Source organism: Pseudomonas sp. RC4D1, from assembly GCF_018390395.1.
In the GTDB taxonomy this organism is placed as follows: Bacteria; Pseudomonadota; Gammaproteobacteria; order Pseudomonadales; family Pseudomonadaceae; genus Aquipseudomonas; species Aquipseudomonas danubii.
Genome location: NZ_JAHBAW010000001.1, coordinates 2,989,772 through 3,006,031, shown reverse-complemented (window position 1 = coordinate 3,006,031; position 16,260 = coordinate 2,989,772). Strand labels below are relative to the sequence as shown.

Annotated in this window: 13 protein-coding genes; 10 read left to right on the top strand and 3 right to left on the bottom strand. The window is 61.6% G+C overall.

What is annotated here, in order from left to right:
* Positions 1-55: 55 nt before the first annotated feature.
* From KHO49_RS13950 to KHO49_RS13940, 3 genes are all read right to left on the bottom strand, one after another.
* Positions 56-1,957, bottom strand: a complete 1,902-nt coding sequence (locus KHO49_RS13950) for a PhoX family protein (protein ID WP_170002873.1) — start codon at positions 1,955-1,957, stop codon at positions 56-58.
* Positions 1,958-2,040: 83 nt separating this feature from the next.
* The gene (locus KHO49_RS13945) at positions 2,041-2,805 is read right to left on the bottom strand and encodes a TOBE domain-containing protein (RefSeq protein WP_213665171.1); all 765 of its coding nucleotides are present in this window, start codon (positions 2,803-2,805) and stop codon (positions 2,041-2,043) included.
* 64 nt (positions 2,806-2,869) lie between these two features.
* On the bottom strand, positions 2,870-3,610 hold the full coding sequence (locus tag KHO49_RS13940) for a ComFC family protein (RefSeq protein ID WP_213665170.1): 741 nt from the start codon (positions 3,608-3,610) through the stop codon (positions 2,870-2,872).
* Between the two features lie 91 nt (positions 3,611-3,701).
* On the opposite strand from KHO49_RS13940, the gene bioB reads away from it, so the two are divergent.
* From bioB to KHO49_RS13890, 10 genes are all read left to right on the top strand, one after another.
* Positions 3,702-4,757 carry a biotin synthase BioB gene (gene bioB, locus KHO49_RS13935; RefSeq protein ID WP_102861956.1) on the top strand — a complete coding sequence of 352 codons (1,056 nt, stop codon included), beginning with the start codon at positions 3,702-3,704 and terminating at the stop codon, positions 4,755-4,757.
* A gap of 132 nt (positions 4,758-4,889) precedes the next feature.
* On the top strand, positions 4,890-6,068 hold the full coding sequence (gene bioF / locus KHO49_RS13930; protein WP_110594461.1) for an 8-amino-7-oxononanoate synthase: 1,179 nt from the start codon (positions 4,890-4,892) through the stop codon (positions 6,066-6,068).
* On the top strand, positions 6,061-6,792 hold the full coding sequence (locus KHO49_RS13925; RefSeq protein WP_102881061.1) for an alpha/beta fold hydrolase: 732 nt from the start codon (positions 6,061-6,063) through the stop codon (positions 6,790-6,792). The genes bioF and KHO49_RS13925 overlap by 8 nt, the downstream gene beginning before the upstream one ends.
* On the top strand, positions 6,785-7,597 hold the full coding sequence (gene bioC / locus KHO49_RS13920) for a malonyl-ACP O-methyltransferase BioC (RefSeq protein ID WP_110653363.1): 813 nt from the start codon (positions 6,785-6,787) through the stop codon (positions 7,595-7,597). The genes KHO49_RS13925 and bioC overlap by 8 nt, the downstream gene beginning before the upstream one ends.
* Positions 7,594-8,274 (top strand): dethiobiotin synthase, encoded by a 681-nt coding sequence (gene bioD, locus KHO49_RS13915; RefSeq protein WP_102861952.1) that lies wholly within the window; start codon positions 7,594-7,596, stop codon positions 8,272-8,274. The genes bioC and bioD overlap by 4 nt, the downstream gene beginning before the upstream one ends.
* Before the next feature lie 107 nt (positions 8,275-8,381).
* A complete protein-coding gene (locus KHO49_RS13910) occupies positions 8,382-8,678 on the top strand; it encodes a pyrroloquinoline quinone biosynthesis protein PqqE (RefSeq protein ID WP_102861951.1) in 297 nt (98 codons plus the stop codon).
* Positions 8,679-8,977: 299 nt separating this feature from the next.
* Complete coding sequence (locus KHO49_RS13905; protein ID WP_102861950.1) at positions 8,978-10,783, top strand: phenylacyl-CoA dehydrogenase; 1,806 nt, start codon at positions 8,978-8,980, stop codon at positions 10,781-10,783.
* A gap of 219 nt (positions 10,784-11,002) precedes the next feature.
* Positions 11,003-12,295: a GGDEF domain-containing protein gene (locus KHO49_RS13900; protein WP_102881059.1), complete on the top strand. Its 1,293-nt coding sequence runs from the start codon at positions 11,003-11,005 to the stop codon at positions 12,293-12,295.
* 91 nt (positions 12,296-12,386) lie between these two features.
* The gene (locus KHO49_RS13895; protein WP_213665169.1) at positions 12,387-14,183 is read left to right on the top strand and encodes an acyl-CoA dehydrogenase C-terminal domain-containing protein; all 1,797 of its coding nucleotides are present in this window, start codon (positions 12,387-12,389) and stop codon (positions 14,181-14,183) included.
* 187 nt (positions 14,184-14,370) lie between these two features.
* On the top strand, positions 14,371-16,149 hold the full coding sequence (locus KHO49_RS13890; protein WP_110594467.1) for an acyl-CoA dehydrogenase C-terminal domain-containing protein: 1,779 nt from the start codon (positions 14,371-14,373) through the stop codon (positions 16,147-16,149).
* Positions 16,150-16,260: the final 111 nt, after the last annotated feature.

Below are 16,260 nucleotides of genomic sequence, written 5' to 3'. Positions count from 1 at the left end.
TTGGCCGGCGAGCCGGCTTCTACGGACGTAGGAGCCGGTTTGGCGCGGGGCGGGTTCAGGCGCCGATGATGCCGCCGTCTTCCCGGGTGATAGCCATCACCGAGGAGCGCGGCTTGCCGTTGGGCAGGTGCTCGGGGAAGGTCGAACCACCGGTTTCTCCCGGGTGCTGGATGCCGACGAACAGGGTCTTCTGGTCAGGGGCGAAGGCGATCCCGGTGACTTCGCAGCCCACCGGTCCGACCATGAAACGGCGGATTTCACCGCTGTCCGGGTCGGCGCAGAGCATCTGGTTATTGCCCATGCCGGCAAAATCGCCGCTGTTGCTGTAGTCGCCGTCGGTAAGGATCCACAGGCGTCCGGCCTGGTCGAAACCCAGGCCGTCGGGGCTGTTGAACATGTTCTCTGGGGTGATGTTGGAGGAGCCGCCCTTGGGCTGGCCGGCATGCACAGCGGGGTTGCCGGCTACCACGAACAGGTCCCAGGAAAAACTCATCGCGCCATGATCGTCGCCGCCGGTGCGCCAGCGCAGGATCTGTCCGTAGACATTCTTCTCCCGCGGGTTGGGGCCACCTGCTGGCTGGCCGTCTTCGCCACGCTTGGCGTTGTTGGTCAGGGTGCAATAGACCTGGCCGTCCTTGGGGCTGACCACAATCCATTCCGGGCGGTCCATGCGCGTGGCCTGGACCACGCTGGCCGCCAGGCGCGCCTGGATCAGTACCTGGGCCTGGTCGGCGAAGCCGCTGCTGGCGTCGATGCCGTTCTTGCCGTGAGTCAACTCGATCCACTGGCCCTGGCCCTTGGGACGGTCCGGGTTGCCGTCGCCGGCATCGAAGCGCGCCACGTACAAGGTGCCGTGGTCCAGCAGGTCGCGGTTGGCCTTGGGGTTGCGGTGGTTGATCTTGTCGCGGCTGATGAACTTGTAGATGAATTCCCCGCGCTCGTCGTCGCCCATGTAGACCACGGCGCGGCCGTCACGTGTTTGCGCCAGGGCCGCGTTTTCATGCTTGAAGCGGCCCAGGGCGGTGCGTTTGACCGGGGTCGATTGCGGGTCGAAGGGATCGATTTCCACCACCCAGCCGTGACGGTTGAGCTCGTTGGGGTTCTTGGCCAGGTCGAAACGCGGGTCGTGGGGGTGCCAGTTGATGTCCTTGCTGGTCACCACCGCGCCGTAGCGTTTCTGCGCGGCGTCGAACTTCTGCTCGGGGTTGCTGCTGCCGAAGCAGTCGGTGAAGTTCTCTTCGCAGGTCAGGTAGGTGCCCCAGGGGGTCTTGCCGTTGGCGCAGTTCTGGAAGGTGCCGAGGACTTTCCTGCCCTTGGGGTCGGCAGCGGTCTTGAGCAGGTCGTGACCGGCGGCAGGGCCGCTGAGGCGGATTGGCGTGTTGCCGTGGATGCGCCGGTTGTAGCGTGAACCCTGGACGAACTGCCACTGGCCGTTCTTGCGCTGCACTTCGATGACCGACACCCCTTCGCTGGCCTGGGCCTTGCGCACGTCCTCGGCCGATTGCGGCTGGCCGCCGTGGGAATAGAGGTAGCGGTAGTTGGTGTATTCGTTGTTGATCGCCATCAGCGCCCGGTGCTTGTCGTCCGGGAAGGCGAACAGGCTCATGCCGTCGTTGTTGTCGCCAAACTGCACTTCCTGGGCCTGGGCGGTGCCATTGCCGCTGGGGTCGAAGGCCGGCCCGTTCTTGGTCAGCGGCTGGCCCCAACTGATCAGTACCGAGGATTTGTAGCCCGCCGGCAGGGTGATGTTGTCGCTGGTGGCGGCCGCAATGCCGGCAAAACCCAGCAGCTGGCTGTTGCCGGCGCTGACACTGGTGGCCAGGGCGCTGCGGCCGAGCAGTCCGCCACCGAGAAACAGGGCGGCGCCGCACAGGGCACCGGCACCGATGAAACCCCGGCGGCTGAGGCCGACCATCTGTTCCAGGTCGGTGGGTTGGTCTTCTTCTAACAGGCTCATATCAGGCTCCCTGCGGGTTTTTGCAGCCACCTTAATGAGCGCCTATGACGAATATGTTGCAGCCTGAAGTCGTCGCACTCCGGTTACAGCGGGGTGCCGAGCAGGACATGGGAGGCAGAGAACTGCACCTGGACCGGTTTGCCCTCGGTCATTTCCAGCGTCTTGAGCCGGTGCGGCTCGGCCAGGGCGCAGAGGGTCTGGCCGTTGGGCAGGGTGATGCGCACCTCGCAGGGGCCGTCTTCGGCGTCGAGAATCTGCTCGACGGTCCCGCTCAGGCAATTGTGTCCAGTTGTTACTTGGGCGTCGGCAGGGTGCAGGTCCAGCCAGCCGGCCTTGATCAAGGCCACCACTTCAGTGCCGGTTTCCAGTTCCAGGCGCTGGGTGCTGTCGTGGGTGATCTGCGCCTTGAGGAGCAGGCCTTCGGGCAGCTCCAGGCTGATCAGGTCATTGCAGCCTAGAGGTGCGATCTCGCGGATCTTGCCGTGCAGCTGGTTGCGGGCACTGGTGCGCAGCATCAGGCGCCCCAGCAGATCGAGATCGCTGGCATCTTCTGCGGCTTCCAGCACTTGGGCCTGCAGTGCTTGCAGGCGTTGGTAAAGGCGCAACACTCGTTCGCCCTCGGCGGAGAGTTTGGCCCCGCCGCCGCCCTTGCCGCCGACGTTGCGCTCTACCAGCGGACGCCGAGCCAGGTTGTTGAGCTCATCGATGGCATCCCAGGCGGCCTTGTAGCTCAGGCCGGCGCTTTTGGCCGCGCGGGTGATGGAGCCCTGTTCGGCAATGTGTTGCAGCAGGGCGATGCGTTGTGGGCGGCGGGCGATGTGCTGGGTCAACAGAGTGGGCAAGGACATGGCAGGGACGCTTTGGGCACTGAAGATGGACTGGGAGTTTGCGGTTTGAGCGATGAGAGTCAAGTCAGTCGGGGGTGTCGGGTCTTGCGGTTCGGGCCAGGCAATAGACATCCACTTGACGGGCACCGGCATTGATCAGCAACCGGGCCAGGGCCTGGGCAGTGGCACCTGTGGTGAGGACGTCGTCCACCAGGGCCAGGTGGCGGCCGGCCACAGGCGCGTCGGCGGCAAGGGCGAAGGCCTGGTGCAGGTTGCGCTGACGGGCACGGGCCCCCAGGCCTTGTTGTGCCGGGGTGTCCTGGGTGCGCAGCAGCAGAAGGGGCTCCATCGCCAGTTGCAGTTGTTCTCCCAGCCACTGGGCCAGCATGCCGGCCTGGTTGAAGCCTCGCTGGCGGAGGCGTCGCCGGGACAGCGGCACCGGCAGCAGGCAGTCTGGTCGGGGCAGGCCTTCATCGTAGCGATAGTGAAGGAATTGGCTGAGAAGTTCGGCCATCAGTCGGCCAAAAGGCCACTTTTCATGGTGTTTGAAACGGCTGATCAGGCTGTCCACCGGAAAATCGTAACGCCAGGGGGCGATGACCCGTCGAAACGCGGGGAGACGTTTCAGGCACTGGCCACAGGTCAGGCTGGCGGCGGGCAGGGGCAGGGCGCAGACCGAGCATTGGGCGCCGAGCCAGGGCAGTTCGTCCTGACATGAACTGCACAGGGCCAGGGCTGAATCGCTGGGCTCATCGCAAAGTAAACAGATTTGTTTGTTTTTTGACCAGATGTAAACTGGCCCTTTGTATTCGGGTTGACAGTGCATGGCTCTTCCTTAAATATGCCGAACATCCGTGTTGCGGCTGTGGACTTTCCCTGTCCCGCACCGCCTGCCAAGCATAATCAAGGAATCGCCCATGAGCGCCAGCACCACCGCTACCCTGCGTCATGACTGGACTTTGGCTGAAGTCAAAGCCCTGTTCGTCCAGCCATTCAATGACTTGCTGTTCCAGGCGCAGACGGTGCACCGCGCGCATTTCGATGCCAATCGGGTGCAGGTTTCGACCCTGCTGTCGATCAAGACCGGCGCCTGCCCGGAAGATTGCAAATATTGTCCGCAGTCCGGCCACTACAACACCGGCCTGGAAAAGGAAAAGCTCCTGGAAGTGCAGAAGGTGCTGGAGGAGGCCGCTCGGGCCAAGGCCATCGGCTCTACGCGTTTCTGCATGGGCGCCGCCTGGAAGCACCCTTCGGCCAAGGACATGCCCTATGTGCTGGAGATGGTCAAAGGCGTGAAGGCCATGGGCCTGGAAACCTGCATGACCCTGGGCCGTCTCGATCAGGACCAGACCGAGGCCCTGGCCAAGGCCGGCCTGGACTACTACAACCACAACCTGGATACCTCGCCGGAGTTCTACGGCAGCATCATCACCACCCGCACCTACAGCGAGCGTCTGCAAACCCTGGCCTACGTGCGTGACGCCGGGATGAAGATCTGTTCCGGCGGCATCCTCGGCATGGGCGAGTCCCTGGACGACCGCGCCGGCCTGCTGATCCAGCTGGCCAACCTGCCGGAGCACCCGGAGTCGGTGCCGATCAACATGCTGGTGAAGGTGGCCGGCACGCCGCTGGAAAACGCTGAGGACGTGGACCCATTCGACTTTATCCGCATGCTTGCCGTGGCACGGATCCTCATGCCGCAATCCCACGTGCGCCTGTCCGCCGGCCGCGAAGCGATGAACGAGCAGATGCAGGCCCTGGCCTTCTTCGCCGGTGCCAATTCGATTTTCTACGGCGACAAGCTGCTGACCACCGCCAACCCGCAGGCCGACAAGGACATGCAGTTGTTCGCGCGCCTGGGCATCCAGCCCGAAGCCCGTGAAGAGCACGCCGACGAAGTGCATCAGGCGGCCATCGAGCAGGCCCTGGTGGAGCAGAAGAGCAGCGAGCAGTTCTACAACGCTGCCGTCTGACCTCCTGTGGTAGGAGCTGGCTGGCCGGCGAATTCCGTGAACGGCGCAAGTGTGACGGGGTTCGCGTCGTCTGTTTCGCTGGCAAGCCAGCTCCTACGGGTAATGTGTCTGTGAGCCAATATCGAGGCCAGCATGTCTTTTGATCTCGCAGCACGGCTTGCAGCCCGTCGTGCTGAACATCTTTATCGCCAGCGTCCGCTGCTGGAAAGCCCTCAGGGGCCGCAAGTGGTGGTGGACGGCCAGCCATTGCTGGCTTTCTGCAACAACGACTACCTGGGCCTGGCCAATCACCCGCAGGTGATCGAAGCCTGGCGCGCTGGTGCCAGCCGCTGGGGCGTGGGCGGCGGCGCTTCCCATCTGGTGATCGGTCACAGCGCTCCCCATCACGCTTTGGAAGAAGCCCTGGCCGAGTTCACGGGGCGCCCGCGGGCGTTGCTGTTTACCACGGGCTACATGGCCAATCTCGGGGCGGTCACGGCGTTGCTCGGGCAGGGCGACACGGTGCTGGAAGACCGTCTCAACCATGCTTCCCTGCTGGATGCCGGCCTGCTCTCTGGTGCGCGCTTCAATCGCTATCTGCACAACGATGCAGGGAGCCTGGCCAAACGCCTGGAGAAGGCCACCGGCAATACATTGGTGGTCACTGATGGGGTGTTCAGCATGGACGGCGATGTCGCCGACCTGCCGGCCCTGGCCCGGGAAACCAAGGCCCGCGGTGCCTGGCTGATGGTCGACGATGCCCATGGTTTTGGTCCGCTGGGGGCCAACGGTGCCGGGCTGGTGGAACACTTCGGCCTGGGTCTGGATGAGGTGCCGGTGCTGGTGGGCACCCTGGGCAAGGCCTTCGGTACCGCTGGGGCCTTTGTCGCCGGTAGCGAGGAGCTGATCGAAACACTGATCCAGTTCGCCCGGCCCTACATCTATACCACCAGCCAACCGCCGGCACTGGCCTGCGCCACGCGCAAGAGCCTGGAGTTGCTACGCAGCGAGCACTGGCGGCGCGAGCACCTGGCGAAGCTGATTCGTCAGTTCCGGCTGGGGGCCGAGCAGATTGGCTTGGAGCTGATGGACAGCTTTACCCCGATCCAGCCAATCATGGTGGGCGACAGTGCCCGGGCCATGGAGTTGTCACGGATGCTCCGTTCGCGGGGGATCATGGTCACCGCCATCCGTCCGCCGACCGTGCCGGCCGGTAGTGCGCGGCTGCGGGTGACGTTGTCCGCCGCCCACAGCGAGGCGCAGGTCCAGCTATTGTTAAGCGCGTTGGCGGATTGTTTCAGTGAACTGCAAACGAGGCCTAGCCATGCGTGATCGACTGATCCTGTTGCCGGGCTGGGGGCTGGGGGTGTCGCCCCTGGAACCTTTGGCTGCCGCTTTGCAGGGGCTGGATGAACACTTGCGGGTGGAGATCGAGCCCCTGCCGGAGCTGACGTCCAGCGATCTGCAGGCATGGCTGGACGAGCTCGACGATGCGCTGCCGGATGACGCCTGGCTGGGGGGCTGGTCCCTGGGCGGTATGCTCGCCGCGGAGTTGGCGGCCCGACGCGGCGAGCGCTGCTGCGGTTTGTTGACCCTGGCCAGCAATCCCAGCTTCGTTGCTCACGAGCAATGGTCCAGTGCCATGGCCGCTGAGACCTTTGACGGCTTCCTGGCCGGCTGCGCCGCTGATCCGCGTACCACCCTCAAGCGCTTTTCCCTGCTGTGTGCCCAGGGCGCGGCCGATCCCCGCGGCTTGTCGCGGATGCTGCTGGGCGGGGCGCCGACGACGCCGGGTGCGGTGCTGATGGCGGGTCTGGAGTTGTTGGCGCAGTTGGATACGCGCGAAGCCTTGCTGGCTTTTCGCGGCCCGCAGTTGCACCTGTTCGCCGGGCTGGATGCCCTGGTGCCGGCCGAGGCGGCCGCCGAGTTGTTGGTATTGCTGCCGGATATAGAAGTTGGCCTGATCGAGCAGGCCAGCCACGGTTTTCTTCTGGAGGACCCCCACGGAGTGGCGGGGGCGATCCAGGCTTTTTTGCATGAGTCCGGCGATGACTGATTTGTCTGTTCCTGTCTTACCCGCAGGCCTGCCTGACAAGCGTCAGGTGGCGGCTTCGTTTTCCCGCGCCGCAGCCAGTTACGACAGCGTTGCCGAGTTGCAGCGCACGGTCGGCCAGCAATTGCTGAGCCGTTTGCCTGAAGGCTGGACGCCTGCGCGCTGGCTGGACCTGGGCTGTGGTACGGGGCATTTCAGTCGAGTGCTGGGGACACGCTTCGCCGGCAGTCAGGGGCTGGCCCTGGATATTGCCGAGGGCATGCTCAAGCACGCGCGGCCCCTGGGGGGGGCCGAGCACTTTTTTGCTGGAGATGCTGAGCGCCTGCCGTTGCAGGGCAGCAGCTGCGAGCTGATTTTCTCCAGCCTGGCGGTGCAGTGGTGTGCCGACTTTGCTGCCGTGCTCAGTGAAGCCCAGCGGGTGCTCAAGCCGGGCGGTGTGCTGGCTTTTGCCAGTCTGTGCGTCGGCACTTTGCAGGAGCTGCGTGAGAGCTGGGGGCGGGTCGATGGGCAGGTCCACGTCAATCGCTTTCGTGAGTTCGCACGCTATCGCCACTTGTGCGATGCCAGTGGTTTGCACGTACGTAGCCTGGAGAGCGTTCCCCATGTCCTGCATTACCCGGATGTGCGTAGTCTGACCCATGAGTTGAAAGCCTTGGGTGCACACAATCTGAATCCCGGTCGTCCCGGCGGCCTCACCGGACGCGCGCGTATCGCCGGGTTGATCGAGGCTTACGAGGGGTTTCGTCAGCCCCAGGGGCTGCCGGCGACCTATCAGGTGGTGTATGCCGTGTTGGAGAAACCGCTATGAGTGCTGCCTATTTCATTACTGGCACCGACACCGATGTGGGTAAAACCACCATTGCCGCGGGACTGTTGCATGCGGCGCGGCTGGCCGGGCTGAGTACTGCGGCAGGCAAACCTGTGGCTTCCGGGTGCGAGTTGAGCGCCAAGGGCCTGCGCAATGCCGATGCGCTGGCATTGCTGGCGCAGTCGTCGTTGCCGTTGAGCTATGAAGAGGTCAATCCGGTCGCCTTCGAGCCGCCCATCGCACCGCACCTGGCGGCGCGAGAGGCCGGGGTGGCATTGACGGTGCAGTCATTGCTGACGCCCATGCGCCACATTCTGGCCAAGGGGGCGGATTTCACCCTGATCGAAGGCGCGGGTGGCTGGCGAGTGCCCCTGGCGGATCAGGACAACCTGTCGGATCTGGCCATGGCGCTGGGCTTACCGGTGATTCTGGTGGTGGGCGTGCGACTGGGCTGCATCAATCATGCGTTGTTGACTGCCGAGGCCATTGCTCAGGACGGTCTGCAACTGGCGGGCTGGGTAGCCAATATCATCGATCCCAAGACCTCTCGTCTGGAAGAAAACCTCGCGACTTTGGCGGAGCGCCTGCCTGCGCCGTGCCTGGGCCGAGTGCCGCGACTCAAGTCAGCCAGTGCCGAGGCAGTGGCCGAACATCTGCAGTTGGATCTGCTGGACTAGATTTTGCCTATGGCAAGGCATATTGCCATTAGTGTTTTTGACGGGTGTTTTTTTGACAGGTCTGCTTCAATAACACCTGTCATTCATTTTCAAGGTCGAGTTCTCTTATGGAAATTTCCGGGAACAGCGCTTTCTACGCCGGACTGAACGCGATTCAGACTGGGCAGAATCGTGTCGATCAAGGTTCCAGCCAGATCGCCAGCAGCGCCGTTGAGCGCTCTGCCGACAGCCAGGCGTCGGCGGATTCGGTCAATCGCCTACGGGGCGTTGATCGCAGCCAGAGTTCGGACCTGGCCAGCAGTATGGTCGAGATGTCCATGGGCAAGGTCCAGGTGGAACTGGGCGTCAAAGTTGCCAAAGCCTCTGATGAGGTACTCGGTACCCTGATCGATACCTACGCTTGATCACTCTGCGCTAAAGCCCGCTTCTCTCACGCGAGGCGGGCGTTTGCTCATGCCTTTCCCTTCTGTGGTTCCTCTTCTTCATTTCTTTGTGTAACTGATCGTCGGCGAGCCGGCTTCTACACTTCACGGCAGAGCTGTGGGTATTTGCCTGCGCGTGCATTTTGTTTCGATGACGAAAGGCATGGGAGCGACGCTTGACAAGATTTGGGCCTAAACGTATGTTTCAAACACCTGTTTGACCGCTATAAAAAATCAACGCGGTTGTTCATTCCCGGTTACATCAGCAGAGGTTTATCGCTATGCCTGACTACAAGGCCCCCTTGCGTGATATTCGCTTCGTTCGTGACGAACTGCTCGGCTATGAGGCGCACTATCAGAGCCTCCCGGCTTGCCAGGACGCCACTCCGGACATGGTTGACGCCATTCTCGAGGAAGGTGCGAAGTTTTGTGAGCAGGTACTGGCGCCGCTGAACCGTGTGGGCGACCAGGAAGGTTGCACCTGGAGTGAATCCGGCGTTAAGACCCCGACTGGCTTCAAAGAGGCCTACAAGCAATTCGTTGAAGGCGGCTGGCCAAGCCTGGCTCACGACGTCGCGCACGGTGGCCAGGGCCTGCCTGAATCCCTGGGCCTGGCAGTCAGCGAAATGGTCGGCGAAGCCAACTGGTCGTGGGGCATGTACCCAGGCCTGTCTCACGGTGCGATGAATACGATTTCCGAGCACGGTACTCCTGAGCAGCAAGAGGCTTACCTGACCAAGCTGGTGTCCGGCGAGTGGACCGGCACCATGTGCCTGACCGAGCCGCATTGCGGCACCGACCTGGGCATGCTGCGCACCAAGGCCGAACCTCAGGCTGATGGTTCCTACAAAGTCACCGGTACCAAGATCTTCATCTCCGCCGGTGAACACGACATGGCCGACAACATCGTCCATATCGTTCTGGCCCGTCTGCCGGACGCACCGGCCGGCACCAAAGGCATTTCGCTGTTCATCGTGCCCAAGTTCCTGCCTAACGCTGACGGCAGTGTCGGCCAGCGCAACGCGGTCAGCTGCGGTTCGCTGGAACACAAGATGGGCATCCACGGTAACGCCACCTGCGTGATGAACTTCGACGCGGCCACCGGTTTCCTCATCGGCCCGGCGAACAAAGGCCTGAACTGCATGTTCACCTTTATGAACACCGCGCGTCTGGGCACCGCTCTGCAGGGCCTGGCCCACGCCGAGATCGGCTTCCAGGGTGGCCTGAAATACGCTCGCGACCGTCTGCAAATGCGCTCCCTGACTGGCCCGAAAGCGCCGGACAAGGCCGCGGACCCGATCATCGTGCACCCTGACGTACGTCGCATGCTGCTGACCATGAAAGCCTTCGCCGAAGGTAACCGGGCGATGGTGTACTTCACCGCCAAGCAGGTCGACATCGTCAAATACGGTGTAGACGAAGAAGAGAAGAAGAAAGCCGATGCACTGCTGGCTTTCATGACTCCGATCGCCAAGGCGTTCATGACCGAAGTCGGCTTCGAGTCCGCCAACCACGGTGTGCAGATCTACGGTGGCCACGGTTTTATCGCCGAGTGGGGCATGGAGCAGAACGTTCGCGACAGCCGTATCTCGATGTTGTACGAAGGCACCACTGGCATCCAGGCTCTGGACCTGCTGGGCCGCAAAGTGCTCATGACTCAGGGCGAGGCCCTCAAGGGTTTCACCAAGATCGTCCACAAGTTCTGCCAGAACAACGAAGGCAACGAAGCCGTTAAGGAATTCGTCGCTCCGCTGGCGGCACTGAACAAGGAATGGGGCGAGCTGACCATGAAAGTGGGCATGGCCGCGATGAAAGACCGTGAAGAAGTGGGCGCTGCTTCGGTGGACTACCTGATGTATTCCGGTTATGCCTGCCTGGCCTACTTCTGGGCCGACATGGCCCGTCTGGCGGCTGAAAAGCTGGCAGCCGGCACTACCGAAGAGGCTTTCTACACGGCCAAGTTGCAGACTGCGCGCTTCTACTTCCAGCGCATCCTGCCGCGTACCCGCACTCACGTTGCAACCATGCTGTCGGGCGCCAACAACCTGATGGACATGAAGGAAGAGGACTTCGGCCTGGCCTACTAAGCCTTACCGGACCTTTCAGAAAGCCGTTCGCCCTCCGGGTCGAGCGGCTTTTTTGTGCCTGCAGAATCTTCATGAAAATTCCCGACTAAATCGCTAAGCAGAAGCGATTTCCTGCCGTTAAAGAGATGGCAATGTGATGTCTGTCACACCGCGTGTGCTTAACTTCAATAAATGAAGGCACAATGCCATCTATTGATCAGCCGGGTCGGAGTTTTACCCTTGCCGCGTTCTTCCGCTGTACGTTTCAGTCATTTCCTACCGTCTTTGCTGCTTTTGCTTGCGGGGCTGGCGGCCGCTTACGTCAAGGACCTCAACGTCTTCTTCACTTCGCTGTTCAATGTGCTACCAACGCTGGTGCTGTTGCTTGGCGGAGCCTATTGCGCTGTGTACCGGCGCCAGCGTGAACTGTTTTTGATGGTCACGGTGTACATCGCCTACTTTCTGCTGGATACCCAAACCGATTTCTACCGGGATAACGGCAGGGTCCGCGAAGATGCCGCGGTGGTATTCCACCTTTGCTGCCTTTTGCTCCCCTTGTTGTTTGGCCTGTTCGCAGCCTGGCAGGAGCGTACCCACCTGTTTCAGGACATGGTCGCGCGTTTTGCCGTGTTATTGGCGTTTGGCAGCGTCGCTCTGGGCCTGGAACAGAGTTACCCACAAGCGTTGCTGAACTGGCTGGCAGAGATCCGTTGGCCGGCTTTGCATGGCAGTTGGATGAGCCTTATCCAGTTGTCGTATCCGGTATTCTTCGCGGCATTCCTGCTACTGGCGGTCCAGTACTGGCGCAGTCCGCGACCGCTGCACGCAGCGCAGTTGGTGGGCTTGCTGGGTTTGTTCTGGATGCTGCCCAAGACGTTCATCCTGCCATTCACCCTGAACATCATGTGCAGTCAGGTCATGTTGATGATTGCCGCGGCGGTGGCCCATGAGGCTTACCAGATGGCGTTCCGTGACGAGTTGACCGGCTTGCCGGGGCGTCGGGCGCTCAATGAGCGCATGCAGCGTCTGGGTCGCAATTATGTGCTGGCCATGACTGACGTCGATCACTTCAAGAAATTCAACGACACCCACGGTCACGATGTCGGGGATCAGGTGCTGCGCCTGGTGGCCAGCAAGCTGTCAAAGGTCACTGGTGGTGGGCGCGCCTATCGTTACGGTGGGGAAGAGTTTGCCGTGGTATTTGCCGGCAAGACCCTGGACGAGTGCATGCCGCACCTGGAGATGATTCGCGAGATCATCGCTACCTACAACATTCAGTTGCGCAACCAGGACAACCGCCCCCAGGACGACCAGCAAGGCCGCCAACGCCGTGGCGTTGCAGCGGCATCCAGTGTTTCGGTGACCATCAGCATCGGTGTCGCCGAGCGACTGATGGAGCACCGGACTCCCGAAGAAGTGCTCAAGTCCGCCGACCAGGCGCTCTACAGTGCCAAGGGCGCGGGGCGTAACTGTGTCATGGCCTTCGGGCAGAATCGCCGTGGCGCAGTGCGCATGGATACGGCTGCGGGTTGAGTGATGATGGCGCATTCAGCGACTTGAACGTCATTGGCAGGCTGAGGACGGCGGCAGTAGGTTGGAGAAACCTGCTGCCGGAGAAATCATCATGCCCGAGTATCAAGCTCCCCTGCGTGACATGCGCTTCCTGATCGATCATGTCTTCGACTTTCATGGCAGTTACGCCGCACTGGGAGCCAGCGATGCCAGCCCGGACATGGTCAGCGCGATCCTCGAGGAAGGGGCGAAGTTCTGCGAGAACGTCCTGGCTCCGCTGAACCGCTCCGGTGACGAGGAAGGCTGCCATTTCGACAATGGCGTAGTGACCACCCCCAAGGGTTTCAAACAGGCTTTCGCCCAATACGTCGAAGGCGGTTGGCATGGCTTGGCCGCCGATCCTGCCTATGGCGGCCAGGGACTGCCCCATTCCCTGGGGCTGGTGATCAGCGAGATGGTGGGTTCCAGCAACACTTCCTGGGGCATGTACCCGGGGCTGACCCATGGTGCGATGTCGGCGATTCATGCCCATGGCACCGACGAACAGAAGCTGCTGTACCTGAACAAACTCACCGCCGGGCAGTGGACCGGCACCATGTGCCTGACCGAAGCCCATTGCGGTACCGACCTGGGCCTGATCAAGACCCGAGCGGTGCCCCAGGCCGATGGCAGTTATGCGTTATCGGGGAGCAAGATTTTCATCTCTGCCGGCGAGCACGACCTGAGTGAAAACATCATTCACTTGGTGCTGGCCAAACTGCCGGACGCACCGGCCGGGACCAAAGGCATTTCCCTGTTCATCGTGCCCAAGTTCCTGCCGGACGCAGCAGGTGAGGTCGGTGAGCGCAACGGTGTGAGTTGCGGCTCCATCGAGCACAAGATGGGAATCAAGGCTTCGGCTACCTGTGTACTGAACTTCGACGGCGCCAAGGGCTTCCTGATCGGCGAGGCCAATAAAGGCCTGAACTGCATGTTCACCATGATGAATCACGCGCGCCTGGGCACCGGAATGCAGGGGCTGTGCCTGGGGGAGGCGAGCTTTCAAGGTGCGATCAAGTACGCCAACGATCGTTTGCAGATGCGCGCTCTGACCGGGCCCAAGGCGCCGGACAAGGCGGCTGACCCGATCATCGTCCACCCCGATGTACGGCGCATGCTGCTGACCATGAAGGCGTTCAATGAAGGCAACCGGGCCCTGGCCTATTTCACCTCCCAATTGCTGGATGTGGCTCATCTGAGCGCCGATCCGGTCCAGCGTCAGGACGCCGAGAACCTCCTGGCGTTCCTGACTCCGATCTGCAAGGCCTTCATGACCGAGACGGGCCTTGAGGTGACCAACCACGGCATGCAGGTGTTTGGCGGTCACGGCTACATTCGTGAGTGGGGCATGGAGCAACTGGTGCGCGATTGTCGTATCGCCCTGATCTATGAGGGCACCAACGGCATCCAGGCTCTGGACTTGCTGGGCCGCAAGGTGCTGGGCAGCCAGGGCAAACTGTTACTGGGGTTTACCAAGATCGTTCACAAGTTCTGTGGGGCACATGCCGAGCATCCTCAGTTCAAGGCCTACATCGCGCAACTGGATGGCTTGAACCGTCAATGGGGCGAGTTGACCACCCGGGTGGGCATGGCCGCCATGAAAAATCCGGATGAAGTGGGGGCCGCAGCCCTGGATTACTTGATGTACAGCGGCTACATCGTTCTAGCCTACCTCTGGCTGCGTATGGCCCTGGTGGCGCAGCAACAACTCGATGCAGGTGAAGGCGACGGTGATTTCGCCACCGCCAAGCTGGCCACTTGTGCGTTCTACTTCAAACGACTGTTGCCACGTACCGGCGCCCATCTGGCGGCAATCGACGCTGGCAGTGATTGCCTGATGAGCCTGCCGGCGCAGATGTTCGCCTTGTAAGTACGCTGATGTGCTCTGGACAAGGCCCGCTTCTGGCGGGCTTTTTCTTGTGGCTATTTGGATGTGACTAAAAATAACAATAAAGTCATGAGTTGACCCTATGTGTCGCAAAAGTTGTTCGGTTACACTCGACTTTTCGTAAATGGGCCCGTTCCGGCCCGCTTGTTTAGATCTTGCGAGGTTTGCCATGGCTGACTACAAAGCGCCCCTGCGCGATATGCGCTTCGTCCTCAATGAAGTCTTCGAGGTCGCCAAACTCTGGGCTCAGCTGCCAGCTCTGGCCGAGACTGTGGATGCCGAGACTGTTGAGGCGATTCTGGAGGAAGCGGGCAAAGTCACCGCCCGCAGCATCGCTCCGCTGAGTCGCGGTGCCGACGAGGAAGGCTGTCATTGGAACGATACCGTCGTAACCACTCCCCAAGGATTCACCCAGGCTTATCAGACCTACGCCGAAGGCGGTTGGGTCGGCGTGGGCGGTGATCCCGAGTTCGGCGGCATGGGCATGCCCAAGGCGGTGTCCGCCCAGGTCGAGGAAATGGTCAACTCCGCGAGCCTGGCCTTTGGCCTGTATCCGATGCTGACGGCGGGAGCTTGCCTGTCGATCAATGCCCACGCCAGCGAAGAGCTGAAAGCCACTTACCTGCCAAACATGTACGCCGGTGTCTGGGCCGGTTCCATGTGCCTGACCGAGCCCCATGCCGGCACCGACCTGGGCATCATCCGTACCAAGGCCGAACCTCAGGCTGACGGTTCCTATGCCATCAGCGGGACCAAGATCTTCATTACCGGTGGTGAGCACGACCTGACTGAAAACATCATTCACCTGGTGCTGGCCAAACTGCCGGATGCGCCGGCCGGGCCCAAGGGGATCTCCCTGTTTCTGGTGCCCAAGTTCATGGTCAACGCCGACGGCAGCCTGGGTGAACGCAACCCGGTGAGTTGCGGTTCGATCGAACACAAGATGGGTATCCAGGCCTCGGCCACTTGTGTGATGAACTTCGATCAAGCGATAGGTTATCTGGTGGGCGAGCCGAACAAGGGCTTGGCAGCGATGTTCACCATGATGAACTACGAGCGCCTGGGTGTCGGTATCCAGGGCCTGGCCACCGGTGAGCGCTCCTATCAGAACGCGGTGGAGTATGCCCGTGACCGCCTGCAGAGCCGTTCACCGACCGGGCCGCAAGCCAAGGACAAGGTTGCCGATCCGATCATCGTGCACCCGGACGTGCGGCGCATGCTGCTGACCATGAAGGCGGCCAACGAAGGTGGCCGGGCATTCTCCACCTATGTGGCGATGCAACTGGATACCGCCAAGTTCAGCGAAGATGCCGAGACCCGCACGCGCGCGGAAAGTCTGGTGGCCTTGCTGACTCCCGTGGCCAAGGCGTTCCTTACCGACCTGGGTCTGGAAACCACGGTTCATGGCCAGCAGATTTTTGGCGGCCACGGCTACATTCGCGAATGGGGCCAGGAGCAGTTGGTGCGCGACGTGCGGATCACCCAGATCTACGAAGGCACCAACGGTATCCAGGCCCTGGACCTGGTGGGGCGCAAGATCGTCGGTAGCGGTGGGGCGTTCTACCGTCTGTTCGCTGATGAAATTCGCCATTTCACCGCCACCGCCGATGCGCAACTGGGCGAGTTCACCCTGCCTTTGAACGCGGCTCTGGACAATCTGGACGAGCTGACCGCCTGGCTGTTGGATCGGGCCATCAGTAACCCCAACGAAATCGGCGCGGCTTCGGTGGAGTATCTGCAGGTCTTTGGCTACACCGCCTACGCCTACATGTGGGCCCTGATGGCCAAAGCGGCGCTGGGCAAGGAGCAGGAAGAGGACTTCTACGCCAGTAAACTGGGAACCGCGCGGTTCTATTTCGCCCGTTTGCTGCCGCGTATCCACTCCCTGACCGCCTCGGTGAAAGCGGGTAGTGAATCGCTGTTCCTGTTGCAGGCGGAGCAGTTTTAATCGGGAGAACGTTTGTAAGTCATCTCTTACATAACGTGCTGCTGATCGTCCATATCGGTAGATGACGGCTGAGGCTAATCTACTTCACATGGACGTCGCGCAGGAAGCGCA